This window comes from Halorubrum sp. C191, from assembly GCF_002727095.1.
Classification (GTDB): Archaea; Halobacteriota; Halobacteria; order Halobacteriales; family Haloferacaceae; genus Halorubrum; species Halorubrum ezzemoulense.
This window is the reverse complement of the sequence record NZ_NHNZ01000133.1, coordinates 116,726-132,177: the sequence shown is the minus strand read 5'-3', so window position 1 is coordinate 132,177 and position 15,452 is coordinate 116,726. Positions and strand designations below refer to the sequence as shown.

The 15,452-nt window shown below is 72.0% G+C and carries 13 protein-coding genes and 1 pseudogene; 3 read left to right on the top strand and 11 right to left on the bottom strand.

The genetic code is table 11. The annotated features are described in order from the left end of the window. The first annotated feature begins 50 nt into the window (after window positions 1–50). The gene (locus tag Z052_RS13500) at window positions 51–2,492 is read left to right on the top strand and encodes a cation-translocating P-type ATPase (protein WP_094521416.1); all 2,442 of its coding nucleotides are present in this window, start codon (window positions 51–53) and stop codon (window positions 2,490–2,492) included. A 17-nt stretch (window positions 2,493–2,509) separates the two neighbouring features. Here Z052_RS13500 and Z052_RS13495 read toward each other — a convergent pair whose 3' ends face one another. The 5 genes from Z052_RS13495 to Z052_RS13475 form a co-directional block, all read right to left on the bottom strand. After that, the gene (locus tag Z052_RS13495; protein WP_049930375.1) at window positions 2,510–3,064 is read right to left on the bottom strand and encodes a hypothetical protein; all 555 of its coding nucleotides are present in this window, start codon (window positions 3,062–3,064) and stop codon (window positions 2,510–2,512) included. Window positions 3,065–3,178: 114 nt separating this feature from the next. Beyond that, on the bottom strand, window positions 3,179–3,421 hold the full coding sequence (locus Z052_RS13490; protein ID WP_049930374.1) for a SelT/SelW/SelH family protein: 243 nt from the start codon (window positions 3,419–3,421) through the stop codon (window positions 3,179–3,181). Window positions 3,422–3,500: 79 nt separating this feature from the next. After that, window positions 3,501–4,904, bottom strand: coding sequence for a heme o synthase (locus Z052_RS13485; protein ID WP_049930373.1), 1,404 nt, complete (start codon window positions 4,902–4,904; stop codon window positions 3,501–3,503). Window positions 4,905–5,009: 105 nt separating this feature from the next. Continuing rightward, window positions 5,010–5,462: an adenylyltransferase/cytidyltransferase family protein gene (locus Z052_RS13480; protein WP_049930683.1), complete on the bottom strand. Its 453-nt coding sequence runs from the start codon at window positions 5,460–5,462 to the stop codon at window positions 5,010–5,012. Next, window positions 5,459–5,974: a Mov34/MPN/PAD-1 family protein gene (locus Z052_RS13475; RefSeq protein WP_049930371.1), complete on the bottom strand. Its 516-nt coding sequence runs from the start codon at window positions 5,972–5,974 to the stop codon at window positions 5,459–5,461. Before Z052_RS13475 ends, Z052_RS13480 begins: the two co-directional genes overlap by 4 nt. A 117-nt stretch (window positions 5,975–6,091) precedes the next feature. Here Z052_RS13475 and Z052_RS13470 point away from each other — a divergent pair, with 117 nt between their 5' ends. Further along, entirely contained in the window at window positions 6,092–8,038 is a 1,947-nt protein-coding gene (locus Z052_RS13470) for a DHH family phosphoesterase (protein WP_049930369.1), read from the top strand. Between the two features lie 36 nt (window positions 8,039–8,074). On the opposite strand, the gene Z052_RS13465 is transcribed toward Z052_RS13470, so the two are convergent. The 4 genes from Z052_RS13465 to Z052_RS13450 all read right to left on the bottom strand — a co-directional run bounded on the left by Z052_RS13465 (window position 8,075) and on the right by Z052_RS13450 (window position 12,993). Further along, a complete protein-coding gene (locus Z052_RS13465; RefSeq protein ID WP_094521417.1) occupies window positions 8,075–9,865 on the bottom strand; it encodes a phospholipase D-like domain-containing protein in 1,791 nt (596 codons plus the stop codon). 90 nt (window positions 9,866–9,955) lie between these two features. Next, complete coding sequence (locus Z052_RS13460; RefSeq protein WP_049930366.1) at window positions 9,956–11,350, bottom strand: HEAT repeat domain-containing protein; 1,395 nt, start codon at window positions 11,348–11,350, stop codon at window positions 9,956–9,958. Between the two features lie 226 nt (window positions 11,351–11,576). Then, window positions 11,577–12,128, bottom strand: a complete 552-nt coding sequence (locus tag Z052_RS13455) for a cysteine hydrolase family protein (protein WP_094521418.1) — start codon at window positions 12,126–12,128, stop codon at window positions 11,577–11,579. Beyond that, window positions 12,121–12,993: a YqcI/YcgG family protein gene (locus Z052_RS13450; protein ID WP_086215835.1), complete on the bottom strand. Its 873-nt coding sequence runs from the start codon at window positions 12,991–12,993 to the stop codon at window positions 12,121–12,123. Before Z052_RS13450 ends, Z052_RS13455 begins: the two co-directional genes overlap by 8 nt. A 109-nt stretch (window positions 12,994–13,102) precedes the next feature. Here Z052_RS13450 and Z052_RS13445 point away from each other — a divergent pair, with 109 nt between their 5' ends. Next, window positions 13,103–13,537 (top strand): DUF1810 domain-containing protein, encoded by a 435-nt coding sequence (locus tag Z052_RS13445; protein WP_086219400.1) that lies wholly within the window; start codon window positions 13,103–13,105, stop codon window positions 13,535–13,537. Between the two features lie 42 nt (window positions 13,538–13,579). Here Z052_RS13445 and Z052_RS13440 read toward each other — a convergent pair whose 3' ends face one another. Then, on the bottom strand, window positions 13,580–15,064 hold the full coding sequence (locus tag Z052_RS13440; RefSeq protein WP_099289123.1) for a sodium:solute symporter: 1,485 nt from the start codon (window positions 15,062–15,064) through the stop codon (window positions 13,580–13,582). A gap of 119 nt (window positions 15,065–15,183) precedes the next feature. Then, window positions 15,184–15,393, bottom strand: a pseudogene (locus Z052_RS21010) (hypothetical protein); the annotation flags it as partial. Window positions 15,394–15,452 lie beyond the last annotated feature (59 nt).

Sequence of the window (15,452 nt, the reverse complement as noted above, 5' to 3'; positions counted from 1 at the left end):
CCGCCGCCCCCGGTCCGCGGACCGCCCCACCGACCGCGAACGGACCACCAATGACAGGCTGTACGCTCTGTGACCTCCCGACTGGGGACGACCCGCACACCGCGCCCGACGTCGACGGCGAGTTCTGCTGCCGGGGCTGTCTGACCGTCGCGCGGTCGCTGGACGACGTCGAGGACCTCGACGACCTCGACGAGCAGCGGCCGGACGCGACGCCGGGCGACGAGTTCGACGGCGAGACGACGTTCCTCCACGTCGACGGGATGCACTGCGCCACCTGCGAGTCGTTCCTCGAGATGACGGCCGGCGAGCAGGAGGGGGTCGCGGCCGCCGAGGCGAGCTACGCCACGGACACGATCCGGGTCGACTACGACCCCGACGCCGTGAGCGCCGAGGAGCTTCCCGGGCGGCTCTCGGTCGCGGGCTACTCGGCGAGCGACCGCGCGGACCCGGACGCGGAGGACGACGACGCGGTCGTGCGATTCCTGATCGGCGGCGGGTTCTTCGGCATGATGGCGATGCTGTGGTACGTCCTCTTCCTGTATCCGACCTACTTCGGGTACGAGCCGATACTCGACTTAGGCGGCGTCTCCGGGACGTACCTGTTCGCGCAGATCTGGGTGTTCGCCTCCATCGTCCTGTTTTACACCGGCTACCCGATCCTGCGGGGCGCGTACGTGAGCCTCCGGGCCCGGCAGCCGAACATGGACCTGTTGGTGTCGCTCGCGGCCGCGAGCTCGTACGTCTACAGCACGCTCGCGCTGTTCGTCGGCCGGACCGACCTCTACTTCGACGTGACCATCGCCGTCATCCTGGTCGTCACCGCCGGCAACCACTACGAGTCGATCATCAAGCGGCGGGCGACCGGCATGCTCGCCGACCTGACGACGACCGAGGACCGGACGGTGCGGACCGAGGCGGGCGAGACCGTCGCCGCCGACGCGGTCGACCCCGGCGACCGGCTGCTCGTGCGCCCCGGCGAGCGCGTGCCCTTCGACGGGACCGTCGCCGAGGGAACGGCCGCTGTCGACGAGGCGCTCGTCACCGGCGAGTCCCTCCCCGCCACGAAACGCGAGGGCGACGCGGTCCGGGGCGGGACCGTCGTCACCGACTCGCCGGTCGTCGTCGAGGTCGGCGAGGACGCGGCGAACACCCTCGACACCCTCGTGCGGCTGCTGTGGGAGATCCAGAGCTCGCGGTCCGGCGTCCAGCGGCTCGTCGACCGCTTGGCGACGGTGTTCGTCCCCCTCGTCGTCGCGGTCGCGACCGTCGGCGCCGCCGCGACGCTGGCGCTCGGGTCGGCGCCGATCGAGGCCGCGCTCGTCGGGCTGACGGTGCTCATCGTCTCGTGTCCGTGCGCGCTCGGCCTGGCGACGCCGCTTGCGGTCGCCGCCGGGATCCGCGACGCCGCGAACCGCGGCATCGTCGTCGTCTCCGACGCCGTCTTCGAGTCGGCGAGCGACGTCGACACCGTCGTCCTCGACAAGACCGGGACGCTCACCGACGGCGAGATGCGGCTGCTCGACGCGACGGCCGCGGCGGGGACGCCGGTCGACCGCGTGCGAGACCGCGCCGCCGCCGTCGAGCGCGCCTCGGTCCACCCGGTCGCCGAGGCGATCGTCTCCGGAGTGCTGGGGGACTCGGAGGGGCGAACGGTTGAGCGGCCGGCGACCGACGGCGGCGCGGCGACCGCGGCGGACTCGACCGCCGACGGCGTCGGCGAGACCGACGACGCGCCCGCCCCGAGCGGCCCGTCAGCGACGGACGTGGACGTCTTCGACCGCGGGGTCGCGGGGCGCGTCGACGGCGACGAGGTCGTCGTCGGCCACCCCGGCCTGTTCGACGAGCGCGGCTGGCCGATACCGGACGCGCTCCGCGAGGCGGGAGCGACCGCCCGCGACCGCGGGAACGTCCCGGTCTACGTCGGCTGGGAGGGTCGCGGCCGCGGCGTCCTGACGGTCGGCGACGAGGTGCGCGACGGGTGGGAGTCGGTGGTCGCCGACCTCGACGCGGACGGCCGTCGGGTGGTGGTGCTCACCGGCGACGCGCCCGCGGCCGCGAGGCGGTTCGCGGAGCACCCCGCGATCGACGAGGTGTTCGCCGAGGTGCCGCCGGAGGCGAAGGCCGAGACGGTCCGGCGGCTCGGCACCGACGGCTCGGTCGCGATGGTCGGCGACGGGAGCAACGACGCGCCGGCGCTCGCCGCGGCCGACCTCGGGGTCTCGATCGCCTCCGGCACCGACCTCGCCGCGGACGCGGCCGACGCCGTCCTCCTGGAGGACCGGCTCTCGGCGGTCCCCGAACTGTTCGCCGTCACGCGCGGGACGAACCGACGGCTGAAACAGAACCTCGGCTGGGCGTTCGTCTACAACGCGGTCGCGATTCCGTTGGCGTTATCCGGCGTCCTCAACCCGCTGCTGGCCGCGCTCGCGATGGCGTCGAGCAGCATCCTCGTCGTGACCAACTCCGCGCGTGCGGTGTTCGACCCCGACTGAGTCCGGCGTGGCCGGGGTCAGCTCTCCCCGTCTCCCGAGCCCGCGCTCCGATCGGCGCTCGCGGGGAGGAGGCGGCGCGCCAACGCCCCCAGGCGCTTGTACGCGAGGTTCACGTACAGTCCCGAGAGGAAGACGACGCCGGCGACGAGGGGCGCGTCGCCGGTCGTCCCGCCGAGAAGGATGTCGGAGAGCAGGTACACCCCGACGCCGAGCGGCAGGGCGGCCGGCAGCCGGAGGTTGTACCGGACGAGCGTGCCGACGGAGGCGTCGAACCGCTCGACGAGGGCGGTGAACACGAACCCCAGGGCGCCGAGCAGGCTGAACAGGGGGACGAACGGCGGAACGACTCCGGAACCGAGGCCGGCGAACCCGGGGAACGGGCCGTCGGTCACCAGCAGCGCCCCGGCGGCGAGGCCGACGGTGAGGAGCACGTCGGCGGCGATGACGCCGACGCCGAACCGCGACCGGTACCACGTCCGCGCGAGCCGCGACCGGTTCTCGGCGGCGGCGTCGACCGCCGGATCGCCGGGGGCGACCGCCTCGGTCCGGGTCCGCTCCGATGAGTCCGACATCGTCACCGAGATTTGTCGGCGAGTCGTAATTAGCTTGCGGCGTGAGAACAGTGATTAATGTAACCCGTCGAAGAGTCCTCCTCGGGCGTCTCCAGGCTGAGAACAGCCGAGTGACTACGCCGTCGCGCCGACGTGCGGCTTGACCGCGCGGACGATGGCGTCGACGTCGTACTCGTCTTCGGTCTTGTCGAAGACGACCTCGCCGTCGGCGCGGACGACGAACACGCCGTCGTCGCCGGTCACCAGAGCGACCTCGTCGACGCTCTCGCCGAACTGCTTGAGGATCGCCTCGGAGACGTCTCGGGCGCGGTTCAACATGCCACAGGGGACGCAGTACTCGACTTCAACGCGTGTCATGGCACAGCGTAGGACGCGAACGGGATTAAAGGGACAGGTCCCGGTCGGTCGCGGCGCGCTCGCGACGATATCGACCGTTTCAGACCACCAGCGCGTCGAAGACGACGGCGAACAGCAACAGGCCGAGGTAGGCGTTCGAGGCGTGGAACGCGCGGAAGGCGGCCCCCTCGGTCTGCTCGTAGTGGAGCCGGACGACCATCCAGAGGAAGACCCCGCCGACGCCGACGCCGACGACCGCGTACAGCGCGCCGAGCGGGTCGGCGGCCGCGGCGAGGGCGACCGCGGCGACCAGCGTCGCGCCGAGGTACCAGAGGATGTGCCGACGCGTCGCGGTCTCCCCGCGGACGACGGGCATCATCGGGAAGCCGCCGCGCTCGTAGTCGTCCTTGTACGCCAGCGCGAGGTTGTAGAAGTGTGCGGGCGTCCAGAGGAAGATGACCGCGGCGAGCAGCACCCCGCCGCCGCCGACCTCGCCCGTGACTGCGGCCCACCCGATGAGCGCCGGCAGCGCGCCGGCCGCGCCGCCGATGACGGTGTTTTGGACCGTGTTCGGTTTGAGGACGAGCGTGTAGACGACGCTGTAGAACAGTATCGCGACGAGCCCGAGCGCGGCCGTCAAGGAGTTCACCGTCCAGAACAGGCCGAGCGAGACGAGCGTCAGCAGACCGCCGAACGCGAGGGCGTGCGGAACGGGCACGAGGTCCGTCGCGAGCGGGCGGTCGCTGGTGCGTTGCATCCGCTTGTCCACGTCGCGTTCGAGGACGTGGTTGAACGTCCCGGAGGCGCCGATCGAGAGCGCACCGCCGGCGAGCGTCGCCGCCACGACGGGCGGCGTGAAACCGGAGCCGCCCGCCAGCGCCATCGCGGCCGCGGCGACGAGGCAGAGCAGCCACATCAGCCGCGGCTTCATCAGCCGGAAGTACGCGGTCGCGGTCGCCTTCAGCCGCGGGAGCGCCGCCGACGGGATGTCCGGTTCCGGGGCCTCCTCGACCGGCGGCAGGTCGTCGGTCCCGGGTTCGAACTCGTCGGGCGCGTCGTCCGGGTCGCCCGTCTCGGCCTCCAGCCACCAGGCGAGCGCGGCGAGGACGGCCCCGAAGATTCCGATACCGATCAGGAGGTGCGCGGAGCCGAGCGCGGCCGGGAGGTCGCCGAGCGCGACGAGCGCGCCGACGCCGGCCTGCGCGGGATAGACGACGAGCGCGACGGCGAGCGCGACCCTGACCCGGCGGTCGGCGCCGTCCCGCCACGCGAGCGCGGCGGAGAGCGCGACGAGGAGACCGACGACGGCGGCGAGGGCGCGGTGGCCGAGGGCGATCCACCCCTCGGTCGCCGTCGGGAGGGCGGCGCCGTTCCCGCAGGCCGGCCAGGCGCCGCAGGCGGTCGCCGCCTCGGTGAGCGAGGTGGTGGCGCCGACGACGACGAGCAGGTACACGCCCATCGCGGCCGCGGCCAACACCGCGGGGAATCTGTCTGGGAGCGTCACGTGGCGTGAATTACGAATCGGACCCATATATGTTCCGCGCTTCGACAAAACGGCGGCGAGCGGCGGGCGAAAACGCGGACCCGAGCGGACGGCGTCCGTCAGCGCTCAGTCCCGGTCCGCGTCCGCCTCGCCGCCGCGCTCTCGGAGGATCCGGTCGACGATGTCGCCGCTGGAGAGCAGTTCGTCCTCGTACTTCGGCTCGCGGCCGGACGCGCGCTCGACCCGGCAGTCGATACCGCGGTCCGCGAGCGCGTCGGCGATGTCGGCCTCGTCGTGGTGCTGGTCGAACCCCAACACGATCACGTCGGGGTCGAGCCGCTCGATGGGGACGAACACGTCCCCCGGATCGCCGAGGTGCGCCTCGTCGACCGCGTCGAGCGCCGCGACCATGTCGCGCCGCTGGCGGGCGCACAGCACCGGTGCGGGCTTGTGCGTGACGTTGGTCCGGCGGGCGACGATGGCGTGGAGCTCGTCGCCGCGGGCCGCGGCGTCCTCCAGGTAGTGGACGTGGCCGGGGTGGAGCAGGTCGAACGTCCCCTGCGCGACGACCCGCGTCATCGGAACCACGAGAGGAAGCCGCCGCGGTCGCGCTCGTCGAGCTCCCGGTCGATGTCCTCCTGGGTGAAATCGAAGAAGTGCTCGTCGGGCACCTCCACGTCGAGGACGTCGAGGGTGGTCTGTCGCCCCTCGTTGTCGAACGCCTTCCAGTCGCCCCAGCCGTAGGGGGCGCCGACGATGATGTGTACTTTCCCCTGCCCGAAGGTCGCGAGGTCGGCGTCGCTCGGCCGCAGCGCGCCGTTGGGGTGGGAGTGGACCGACCCGACCGCGCGCATGTCGTTCGGCTTCATGTGTGTCCGGACGCTGGCGCTCGTCGGGCTCGACTCCGTGCCCGGGATGACGAGCACGTCGGTGATCACCTGTCCGTCCCGGTCGAGATCGAGCTTCCGGGCGTCGTCCGCGCGGAGGAACCCCATGTACTCGTTGGGGTGCGTCTCCTCGCTCGCCTCGAGGACGAAATCCAGGGTCTCTCGGGCGATGCCGAGGAGCTCGTCCGAGCGGAACAGTCGCATAAGCGGGATAAGTCGCCGTCGCCTCATAGGGGTTCCGGACCGCGGAACGCGACGCGGACTCCCGGCCCGAGCCCACGAGAGAACAGGCTTAACACCGGCCGTTCCCGAAGGCTGCTCATGAGCGAAAACTTCGCCGGGGATTCCGGCACGCGGGGCGATTCGAGCCCCGAACCCGACGCCGACGCGGCGGAGGGGGCGGCCGACGACCGGCCGACCGTCTACGATCTGGCGCCGGACTGTACCCTCGAAGACGCCGCAGTCGACGAGCTGTACCACGCCGAAGTCAACGGCGTCGTCGACTACGGCGTGTTCGTCGACCTCTCCGACGCCGTGAGCGGGCTGGTCCACGAGTCGAACCTCGACGGCGACTACGCGGTCGGCGACCGGCTGATCGTCCGGCTCACCGAGGTCAAGGAGAACGGCGACGTGGCGTTCGACGACGTCGACCCCGACGACTACCGCACCGAGACGGTCGCCCACGAGCCGACGGTCTCTCGGGTCCGGGGCCTCACGCCGGGCGACGAGGTGACCGTCGAGGGCGAGGTCGTTCAGGCGAAACAGACGGGGGGTCCCACCGTCTTCGCCGTCGCGGACGCCTCCGGCGTCCTCTCCTGTGCCGCCTTCGAGTCCGCCGGGGTCCGGGCGTACCCCGAGGTCGAGGTCGGCGACATGGTCCACGTCTCGGGGGCGATCGAGAGCCGCGAGAACGCGCTCCAGTTGGAGGTCGACTCGCTGACGCGGCTCCCCGACGAGCGCGCCGCCGAAGCCCGCGATCGCTTCGAGGCGGCCCTCGACGAGCGCGCCGAGCCGGCCGACGTCGAGCCGCTCGTCGACTGGGAGGCGTTCGAGCCGATCCACGAGGACCTCCGCGAGCTCGCGCGGTTGCTCCGCCGGACGGTCCTCGCCGGCCGCCCGATCCGTGTCCGACACCACGCCGACGGCGACGGGATGTGCGCCGCGATCCCGGTACAGCTCGCCGTTGAGAACCTCATCGAGGAGGTCCACGGCGACCCCGACGCCGCCCGACACCTGTTCAAGCGGCTCCCGAGCAAGGCGCCCTACTACGAGATGGAGGACGTCACCCGCGACCTCAATTTCGCCTTGGAGGGCCGCGCGCGCCACGGGCAGAAGCTCCCCTTCCTCCTCATGCTCGACAACGGGTCGACAGAGGAGGACGTGCCGGCCTACGAGAACCTCGCGCACTACGACATCCCCATCGCGGCCGTCGATCACCACCACCCCGACCCCGAGGCGGTCGGGCCGCTGCTCGACGCCCACGTGAACCCCTACCTCCACGGCGAGGACTACCGGGTCACCACCGGGATGATGTGCGTCGAGCTCGCCCGGCTCGTCGACCCGTCGCTCACCGAGGAGCTCGAACACGTGCCGGCGGTTGCCGGCCTCTCCGACCGCTCGAAGGCGGAGGCGATGGACGACTACGTCGCGCTCGCCGAGGGCGCTGGGTACGACGAGTCCGACCTCCTCGACATCGGCGAGGCGCTCGACTACGCCGCCCACTGGCTCCGCTACTCCGAGGGGAAGACCCTGGTCAACGACGCGCTCAACGTCGGTTGCGACGACGAGGCGCGCCACGAGGAGCTCGTCGAGTTCCTCTCGGAGCGCGCCGAGCGCGACGTGGAGCGCCAGCTCGACGCCGTCGAGGACCACGTCGACCACGAGCGGCTCGCCTCCGGCGCGCACCTCTACCGGATCGACTTAGACGAGTACGCGCACCGATTCACCTACCCCGCGCCGGGCAAGACGACCGGCGAGCTCCACGACACGAGAGTGAAAGAGACCGGCGACCCCGTCATCACCATCGGCTACGGCCCCGACTTCTGCGTCCTCCGGTCCGACGGCGTCCGGCTCGACATCCCGAACATGGTGACCGAGCTGAACGAGGAACTCCCCGAGGCCGGCGTCTCCGGGGGCGGCCACCTCGTCGTCGGCTCGATCAAGTTCGTGAAGCGCCGCCGCAGCGAAGTGATCGAGACGCTGGTCGAGAAGATGGCGGGGGCGGAGATCGACGAGGCGCTCTCGTCGACGATCGCGCTCGACGACTGAGCCGACCGCCGCGGCCGTTCGCACCGACCTCGTTTCTCAGCCGAACGCGAGCTCCCGTCGAGCGACGGCGCCGGCTCCCGCGAGCGCGACGCCGGCTCCCGCGAGCGCGACGCCGAACCCGGCGACGAAGGCGATCGGAAGCTGGATTCCGCCGCCCCGCCAGTCGGCCGCGTACGCGCGAGCGTAGAAGTCGGCGACCGACTCGTTCTCGACCGCGAGCACCACCTCGCGGTTGTTCGTCTCCGCGCTCGGATTCCAGTTGAGGCTGCCGACGAGCGCCGTGTCGTCGACGACCAGCCCCTTCGCGTGGACCTTCTCGAACCGGCCGCGCGGCTCGGCGAGGTCGACGGCGATCGGCTCGTCTCTGAGCGACTCGGAGAGGTTCCGGTTCGCCTCCCGGTCGTACCACGCGTCCGAGAGCAGCAGGTGGACGTCGACCCCGCGGTCGGCCGCGCGTCGGAGCGCGCGGACGATCCGATCGTCGGGACCGCCGACCCGCGGCACGACCGCGAGCACCCGCTCGTCCGCGGCGTCGATCCGCGCGACGATCCGGTCGGCGGCGTTCCCCGGCGCGGTCAGGACGGTCACGTTCGCCGTCGCGGGCTTCGCGGGCGCGTCGAACCGCGTCGGGTACGAGCCGTTCACGCGCCCGCCGCCGTGGAACTCGGTGTCGGCGCGGAAGGCGCGCCACGAGCGCGCGTCCCGCGCCCGGAAGTCCGCGGCGAACAGCGCGGCGAGGTCCTCCGCGACGAGCGCGTCGCGCTCGGTCCCGGGACCGCCCGCATCCACGGTGTCGTCGCTTCCGACGACGACGCCCCAGCCGCGGTTGCTCCGCCCGCCCGTGCCGGACCGCTTCCAGTTCTCCGTGAGGACGACCGCGCGGTCGTCGGCGACCGCGTACTTCGGGTGGTGGAACCGGAACCGCTCGACCTCGCCGTCGAGGATCCGGACCTCGACGCCGGCGGCCGTCAACCGGTCGATCAGCTCCGCGCTCCGCGCCGGGAAACCGCCGACCGGCGACCCCTCCAGCAGCACGCGGACGCGGACGCCGCGGTCCGCGGCGGCGACGAGCGCGTCGGCGACCCGCTCCGAGGTCAGCGTGTAGCCGGCGACGAACAGGCGGTCCTCGGCGTCGCGGAGCGGCTCGACCGGCAGGCCGGGGCTGTCGGGGAGAACGAACGGCGTCACGGCGGCGTTCGCGGTCCGACGCGGCGACCGGCGTTCGTACCCGCGGGGTCGCCACTCCCCCCAGTCGGCGCGCCACCGGTGTCCCTCGGGCGCGCGGTCGTAGTCGACCGCGGCGACCGTCGTCCCGTTCCGGCGGAGCGCGATCCGGTCGCCCGACGCGGCGAGCGGGAAGTGGTCGTCGAGCGCGCGGAGCGTCGGGTCCCCGGTGCCGCCGTTGCCGGCGACCGCGGTCTCGTCGGCGAGCAGGGGCGTCGCGTTCGCGGGGTCCATCGAGAGGGCGACGACGCCACTGGCGTTCGCCGGGACCTCCGCCTCGTGGTGTCCGTCGGCGAGCGACCAGTTCCCGCGCTTGGGGAGCCGGACGACGAGGTACTCGCCGCGGTTCTCCGCGGTCGTCGGGTTCGGGAACAGCTCGACGATCCGCGGCGTCGTGGACACGAGCGTCAGGTTCTCGGGGCTCTCGTTCGACGGTGCGGTGGCAGCGCCGCCGGGGTCGAGTCTGCCGACTCCCGGGCCGGTTCCGGCATCGCCAGCGACGGCGACCGGGACGACGGCCGCGGAGACGAGCAGTCCGAGCGCGACGACGGCGGCGACGCTCGCGGTCGAGTGGATCGGGACACGGAACGGAGCGGGTGACACGAGGGGCGTGCCCTCGGTATCGGTGAAAAGGGTCGGTCGAACGGCGGGCGGAGCGGGTCGGGTCAGTCGGTCCGCATCACGCGGGCCGCGTCAGGCGGTCGGCGCCGGTTCCGCCTCGTCGTCGAGCGCGTCCCGGGCCTTCTCGCCCTCGGTCGAGACGACGAAGGAGTGTTCGTCGGCGTGCTCGGCGACCGCTTCGAGCGCCTCGCGGGTGCCGATCTGGCGGAGCGCCCAGCCGGCGGCCGCGCGGACGTCGTCGGACGGGTGCGCCTCGAGCGCGTCGGCGAGGGGGTCGACGGCGCGGGTGTCGCCGATCAGCCCGAGCGCGCGGGCGGCGTGGGGGCGGACTAGCTCGTCGGTGTCGCCGTCGGGGTCGAGCTGGTTCGCGAGCGGCTGGACCGCCTCGGACGCGCCGATTTCGCCGAGCGCCTTGAACACGACCTTCTGGAGCTGCGGGTTCGAGTCCTCGGGGACGTACTCGACGAGGGTGTCGGTCGCCTCTTCGGCCGCCATCGTCCCGAGGATCCGGATCGCGGGCTGGTCGCGCTTCTCGGCGCGGCCGAGGATCTCCTCGACCGACGCCTCGGTCTTGCCGCGCTTGCCCATCCGCTCGAACGCCTCCAGGCAGTGGCGCTCCATGAACTCGGACTGGAGCGAGTCGAGCGCGAGCAGGATCATGTCGACGTTGCCCCGCGCCTCGTGTTCCTTCAGCGCCGCCCACTCGACGGGGAAGTCCTTGTAGTGGCCGAGCACGTCGTAGTATCCCTGCGCACGGAGCTGCTCGTGGGTTTCGAGGTCGTCCCACTCCTCGGCGTCGTCGAGGCCGGCCTCCAGCTCGTCGGTCGCGTCCAGCAGCGCGGCGATGTCGTCGGCGTCGTCGTCCGCGTCGAGGTCGGCGTCAGTGACCGCGCCGGCGACCGCGTCGAGCGCCGCGACGAGCTGATCGACGGGGGCCGGCGCCGCGGCGTCGGCCGCCTCGCCTTCCGCGAGAAGCGCCTCGGGATCCTCGTCGGCGTCGCCGAGCGCGTCGTCGATCGCGTCGGCGGCCGCGTCGACGAACGACTCGACGGCGGCCGCGACGTCCTCGCGCCCGTCGTCGGTCCACTCCGTGTCTTCGACCGTCCCGGCGGCGGATTCGATCGCGTCGACGACGTCCTCCCCGTAGGGGCCGCGGGCGTCGTCCACGCCGTCGCGAAGCTCCGCGACGCGGTCTTCGAGGTCGCCGCGCGGGTCGTCCGCGTCCTCATCGTCCTCGTCCGGCTCGGGGAGGTCGGCCTCCTCGATACCGGTCTCCGCGTCGGCTAAGAGCGCCTCGACGTCGTCGAGGTCGGCCTCTGTCTCGGCGGCCTCGAGGCGGTCGGCGATCTCGTCGAGGTACTCGGTGAGGGACTCCTCGGTCGCGTCGTCGGGGAGCGTCGGAGCGGCCGTCTCCGCCGGCTCGCCGTCGTCCGCGGCGTCGGCCGGGTCGTCATCGCCGTTGCTCATATACCACGAACTCCGCGCGTAGTCCATTAAGAGGTTTCCCTTCGCGGGCGCCGGGCGGCCGCGTGCGGGGCACGGAGCGGCCGCGACCGGCGCGGCGTCCCTCCGTTCTCTGCTGTGCGGGTCGCGGTAGATCCCCGCGCTTGGTGGCTCCGTCGGAATACCGAATTCCTCGACGTTCGAGGTCGACCGCGACGCCGTCACCGACGGGCCGTGCGGGCGGTTCTCCTCAGCGGTCGGCGAGCAGGTCGTCGCTCTCGACGACCGTCGCGAACTCGCCGTTCAGGTGCGCGAGCGCGACGCGGTGGGAGGTCTCCGGGTCGATCCGCTCCCCGTCGGGCGCTTCGCGGGCGTGCGTCGCGGTCGCGTCGGCGACCACGCGCACGTCGTAGCCTCGGTTCTCGGCCTCGCGCGTCGTCGTCGAGACGCAGTGGTCGGTGGTGAGTCCGCAGACGACGAGCGACTCGTACCCGGCCTCGCGGAGCCACTCGTCGAGCCCGGAGTCGAGGAACGCGCCGTTGACCGACTTCTCGAAGGTCGGCTCGCCCCCGGCGGGCGCCGTTTCCGGCTTCCACGCGAAGCCGGGGGCGTCCGGACGCAGCGGCGAGTCGGGTTCCGTCGAGGCGTGGCGGACGTGCGCGACCGGCCGGTCCGTCTCGCGCCAGCGGTCGAGGAGCGCGGCCGCGACCGCCTCGGCGTCGGGGTTGTTGCGCTCGCCCCACCCCGGCTCGTCGAACCCGACTTGGAAGTCGACGAGGAGGAGGACCGCGTCGTCAGTCATCGCCGAGTCCGGAACTGACGGGCGCGTCGGATTCGCTCCCGGTGTCGGCCGCGTCGAACGCCCGCCACGCGCCGGGTTCGAGCAGCGACTCGGACGCCTTGGGGTGTTCGCGCGTCGGGTCGAGCGGACAGGCGTCCGGGCTCGCGTCGTCGTCCTCGCGGAACAGGTACTGCTTCCACTCGCGGTCGCCCTCGGCGCCCCAGTCGCCGAGGTCGGCGTGGGGACAGACCCCGTCGTACTCCTCCATCCGGCCTCGGATCGTCTCGCGGGCGCGCTCGCCCGCCTCGGTGTCGGCGGTGATCCCCTCGAAGACGCTCCGGGGTTGGAAGGTGATCTCTAAGCCGACCGGCGAGTAGCGGCTCTTCCGGTCGTCGTAGAAGGGGGCGCGCGAGGTCGGGAACAGCGCCTCGCCGCCGAAGCAGAACTCCCACCGCGGGGTGTCGGGGTCGACCGGGATGTCGTCCGGCCACGGCTCCGGGTCGTGGACGTGGAGGAACTCCAGGACGTGCCAGAGCCGCTCGTGGTAGTGCGCCTCGCCGCGGTCGTCGTCGGGCGGCCTGAAGAACACCGCGAGCGGCGCGCGGTCGGCGTGGTCCGGGTACGTGTCGAGGTACTCTGAGAGGACATCGCGCAGCCGCAACAGCGCGGCCGGGTCCGTGGTCGACTCGCAGGCTGCGTACAGCATGTCGCCCTCGCGCTCGACCTCGATCCCGAAGTAGCAGGGGAACGGGGACCCGTCGCGCTCGCCGAGCATCGACTCCCGGAAGGTCCGGTAGTGCTCCTGAAACCACGGCGACGCGTCGTCGAGCCGATCGTGGAGCGTCTCTTGGTCCAACAGCACGCCCTCGGTGCCGGGCTCGTTCATACGCGTTGTCGGGGCGAAGCGGTCTTTTGGCTTTCGCCGGGTTCGACGCGGCGGGAACGGGCACTGCCGGCCACTCTTATAAACAAGCGACGAGAACGTCCCCGAGGAGATGGCCGACCCGAACGACTCCCACGACCTCCGACGGTTCGTCGAGGCGCAGGCCGGCGTGATCGAGTCGGCCAAGCGGGAACTGCGCGCGGGACGGAAGCGGAGCCACTGGATGTGGTTCGTGTTCCCGCAGGTCGAGGGGTTGGGGACCAGTCGGAGGTCACAGCGCTACGCGATCGGTTCCCGCGAGGAGGCGACCGCGTACCTCGCGCACCCGACGCTGGGGCCGCGGCTGCGGGAGTGTACGGCGATCGTCAACGGGCTGGAGGGGCGGTCGGCCCACGAGGTGTTCGGGTCGCCGGACGACCTGAAGTTCCGGTCGTCGATGACGCTGTTCGACGCGGTCGCGGACGGGGACGGTCCGTTCGGGACCGCGCTCGACCGGTACTACGACGGGCCCGATCCGAAGACGCTCCGGTTCCTGCGGAACGAGTGAGACCGACGGCGGTCGAATCCCGACCGACGGGGATCGGCCGAGTCAGTCCCCGGCCACCGCGAACCGCGAGGCGTCGCCCTCCTCGGTCGGCGCCGTGAGCAGCGAGACCCCCACGGTGAGCGCGCCGGACAGCGCCATCAGCCCGAGCGCAACGTCCCAGCCGCCGAGGACCGTCTTCGGCAGGGTCGGGACGGCACCGACGACGGCGGACAGCACGACGAGCAGGTACGCCGCCTGGGGGACCGCGACGCCGGCGATCATCCCCGTGCGGGTCGTCCGCGGCCAGTAGAGCGCGCAGATCACGGGGAGCGCGAGCAGCGCGAACCCGGAGAACGCCGTGTCGCCGACCTCGATCAGCGTCCCCGGGCGGAACAGGCTCGCGGCGAACGCGAGCGTCGCGAACGCCGCCACGCCGATCCGCGCGATCCACGCCTCGCGTCGCTCGGAGGCGTCGGCGTCGACGAGCGGTCGGTACAGGTCGCGAGTGAAGTACGACGACCCCGAGAGCAGCATCGAGTCCGACGAGGACATCATCGCCGCCATCGCGCCCGCGACGACGAGCGCGGTGAACCACGCGGGGGTATACTCGCCGAGCACGACCGGGAGCACGTTCGCATCCGTTGGCACCTCGACCGGCGTCCCGGCCGCCCACGCGCCGAGCATGAACGCGGGGAGGAACAGCAGCAGGACGAGGACGGGCCACAGCGCGAACGACCGCTTCAGCGTCGCGGCCGACTTCGCGACGAAGAAGCGCTGGTTGATCTGCGGGAACATCGTCACTCCGAACGCGATGGTGATCGCCGTGGAGACGATGAACTCCGGCGTGTACGCGCCGCCGCCGAAGCCCCCGAACTCGGGCCGGGCCGCCAGCATCCCCTCGGTCGCGGCGCCGACGCCGCCGAGCGCCGAGACGACCCACGCCGCGGCGACCCAGACGACGGAGAGCATGAACAGCCCCTGGAGCGTGTCGGTCCACGCCACGCCGCGGAGTCCGGCGACGGCGACGTAGAGGATCATGAACCCGGTGATGAGCGCCGCGCCGCCCCAGTACGGGACGACGCCGTCGGTGAGGCCGACGAGCGCCTCCCCGGCGCCCATCTGCTGGAGCATGACGTACGGGAACAGCCACAGGAGGCTGACGCCGGCGATCAGCGCGCGCAGCCCGGTCGAGCCGAAGCGGTCGCCGAGCATCTCGCCGAGCGTCACGTAGCCGTTACGAGCGCCGATCAGCCACTGCTTGTAGCCGATGACGTACCACAGCACCGCGAACAGGACGCCGTCTAAGGTCCCCATAACGATCAGCCACTCTGGGCCGGCGCGGTAGGCGAGGTTCGGCCCGCCGAAGAACGTGAACGCCGACAGCAGGGTGGCGAAGGTCGTGAAGAGCAGCACGAGCGTGCCGATCGACCGGTTCGCGAGGTAGTAGTCCTCGGCGGTCGTCTCCGAGACGCGGTACGCGACGAGGCCGAGCGCGAGGGCGACGACGAGGTAGCCGACGACGACGCCGAGCGAAAGGCCGAGCGTCACCGGCGGTCACCCCCGGTCGGCTCCGACGGGTCGCGGCTCGTCGCGCCGTCCACGGCGGCGGAATCTGTGGCCACGGTGTCGGCGGCCGCGGAATCTGCGGCCACGGCGTCGGTCCCCACCCGCCTGCCCATCCCGCGCTCCCACGCGCCGCTCCGGACGAACAGCGCGAACAGGCCCGCACACAGCCCGAGCCACGCCACGTGCCACCAGATCCACACCGGGAGCCCGGCGGCGACGCGGTCGACGCCCCACAGCGGCCACGGCACCGCGAACGCAACGAGTATCGCGAACGTCGGTATCCAAACGAGATCGCTCCGTAAGCGCGTCATGTACAATGAAACTACGACTATAAACACAAAGAGCTATCGAATAAGTTCGAACACACATA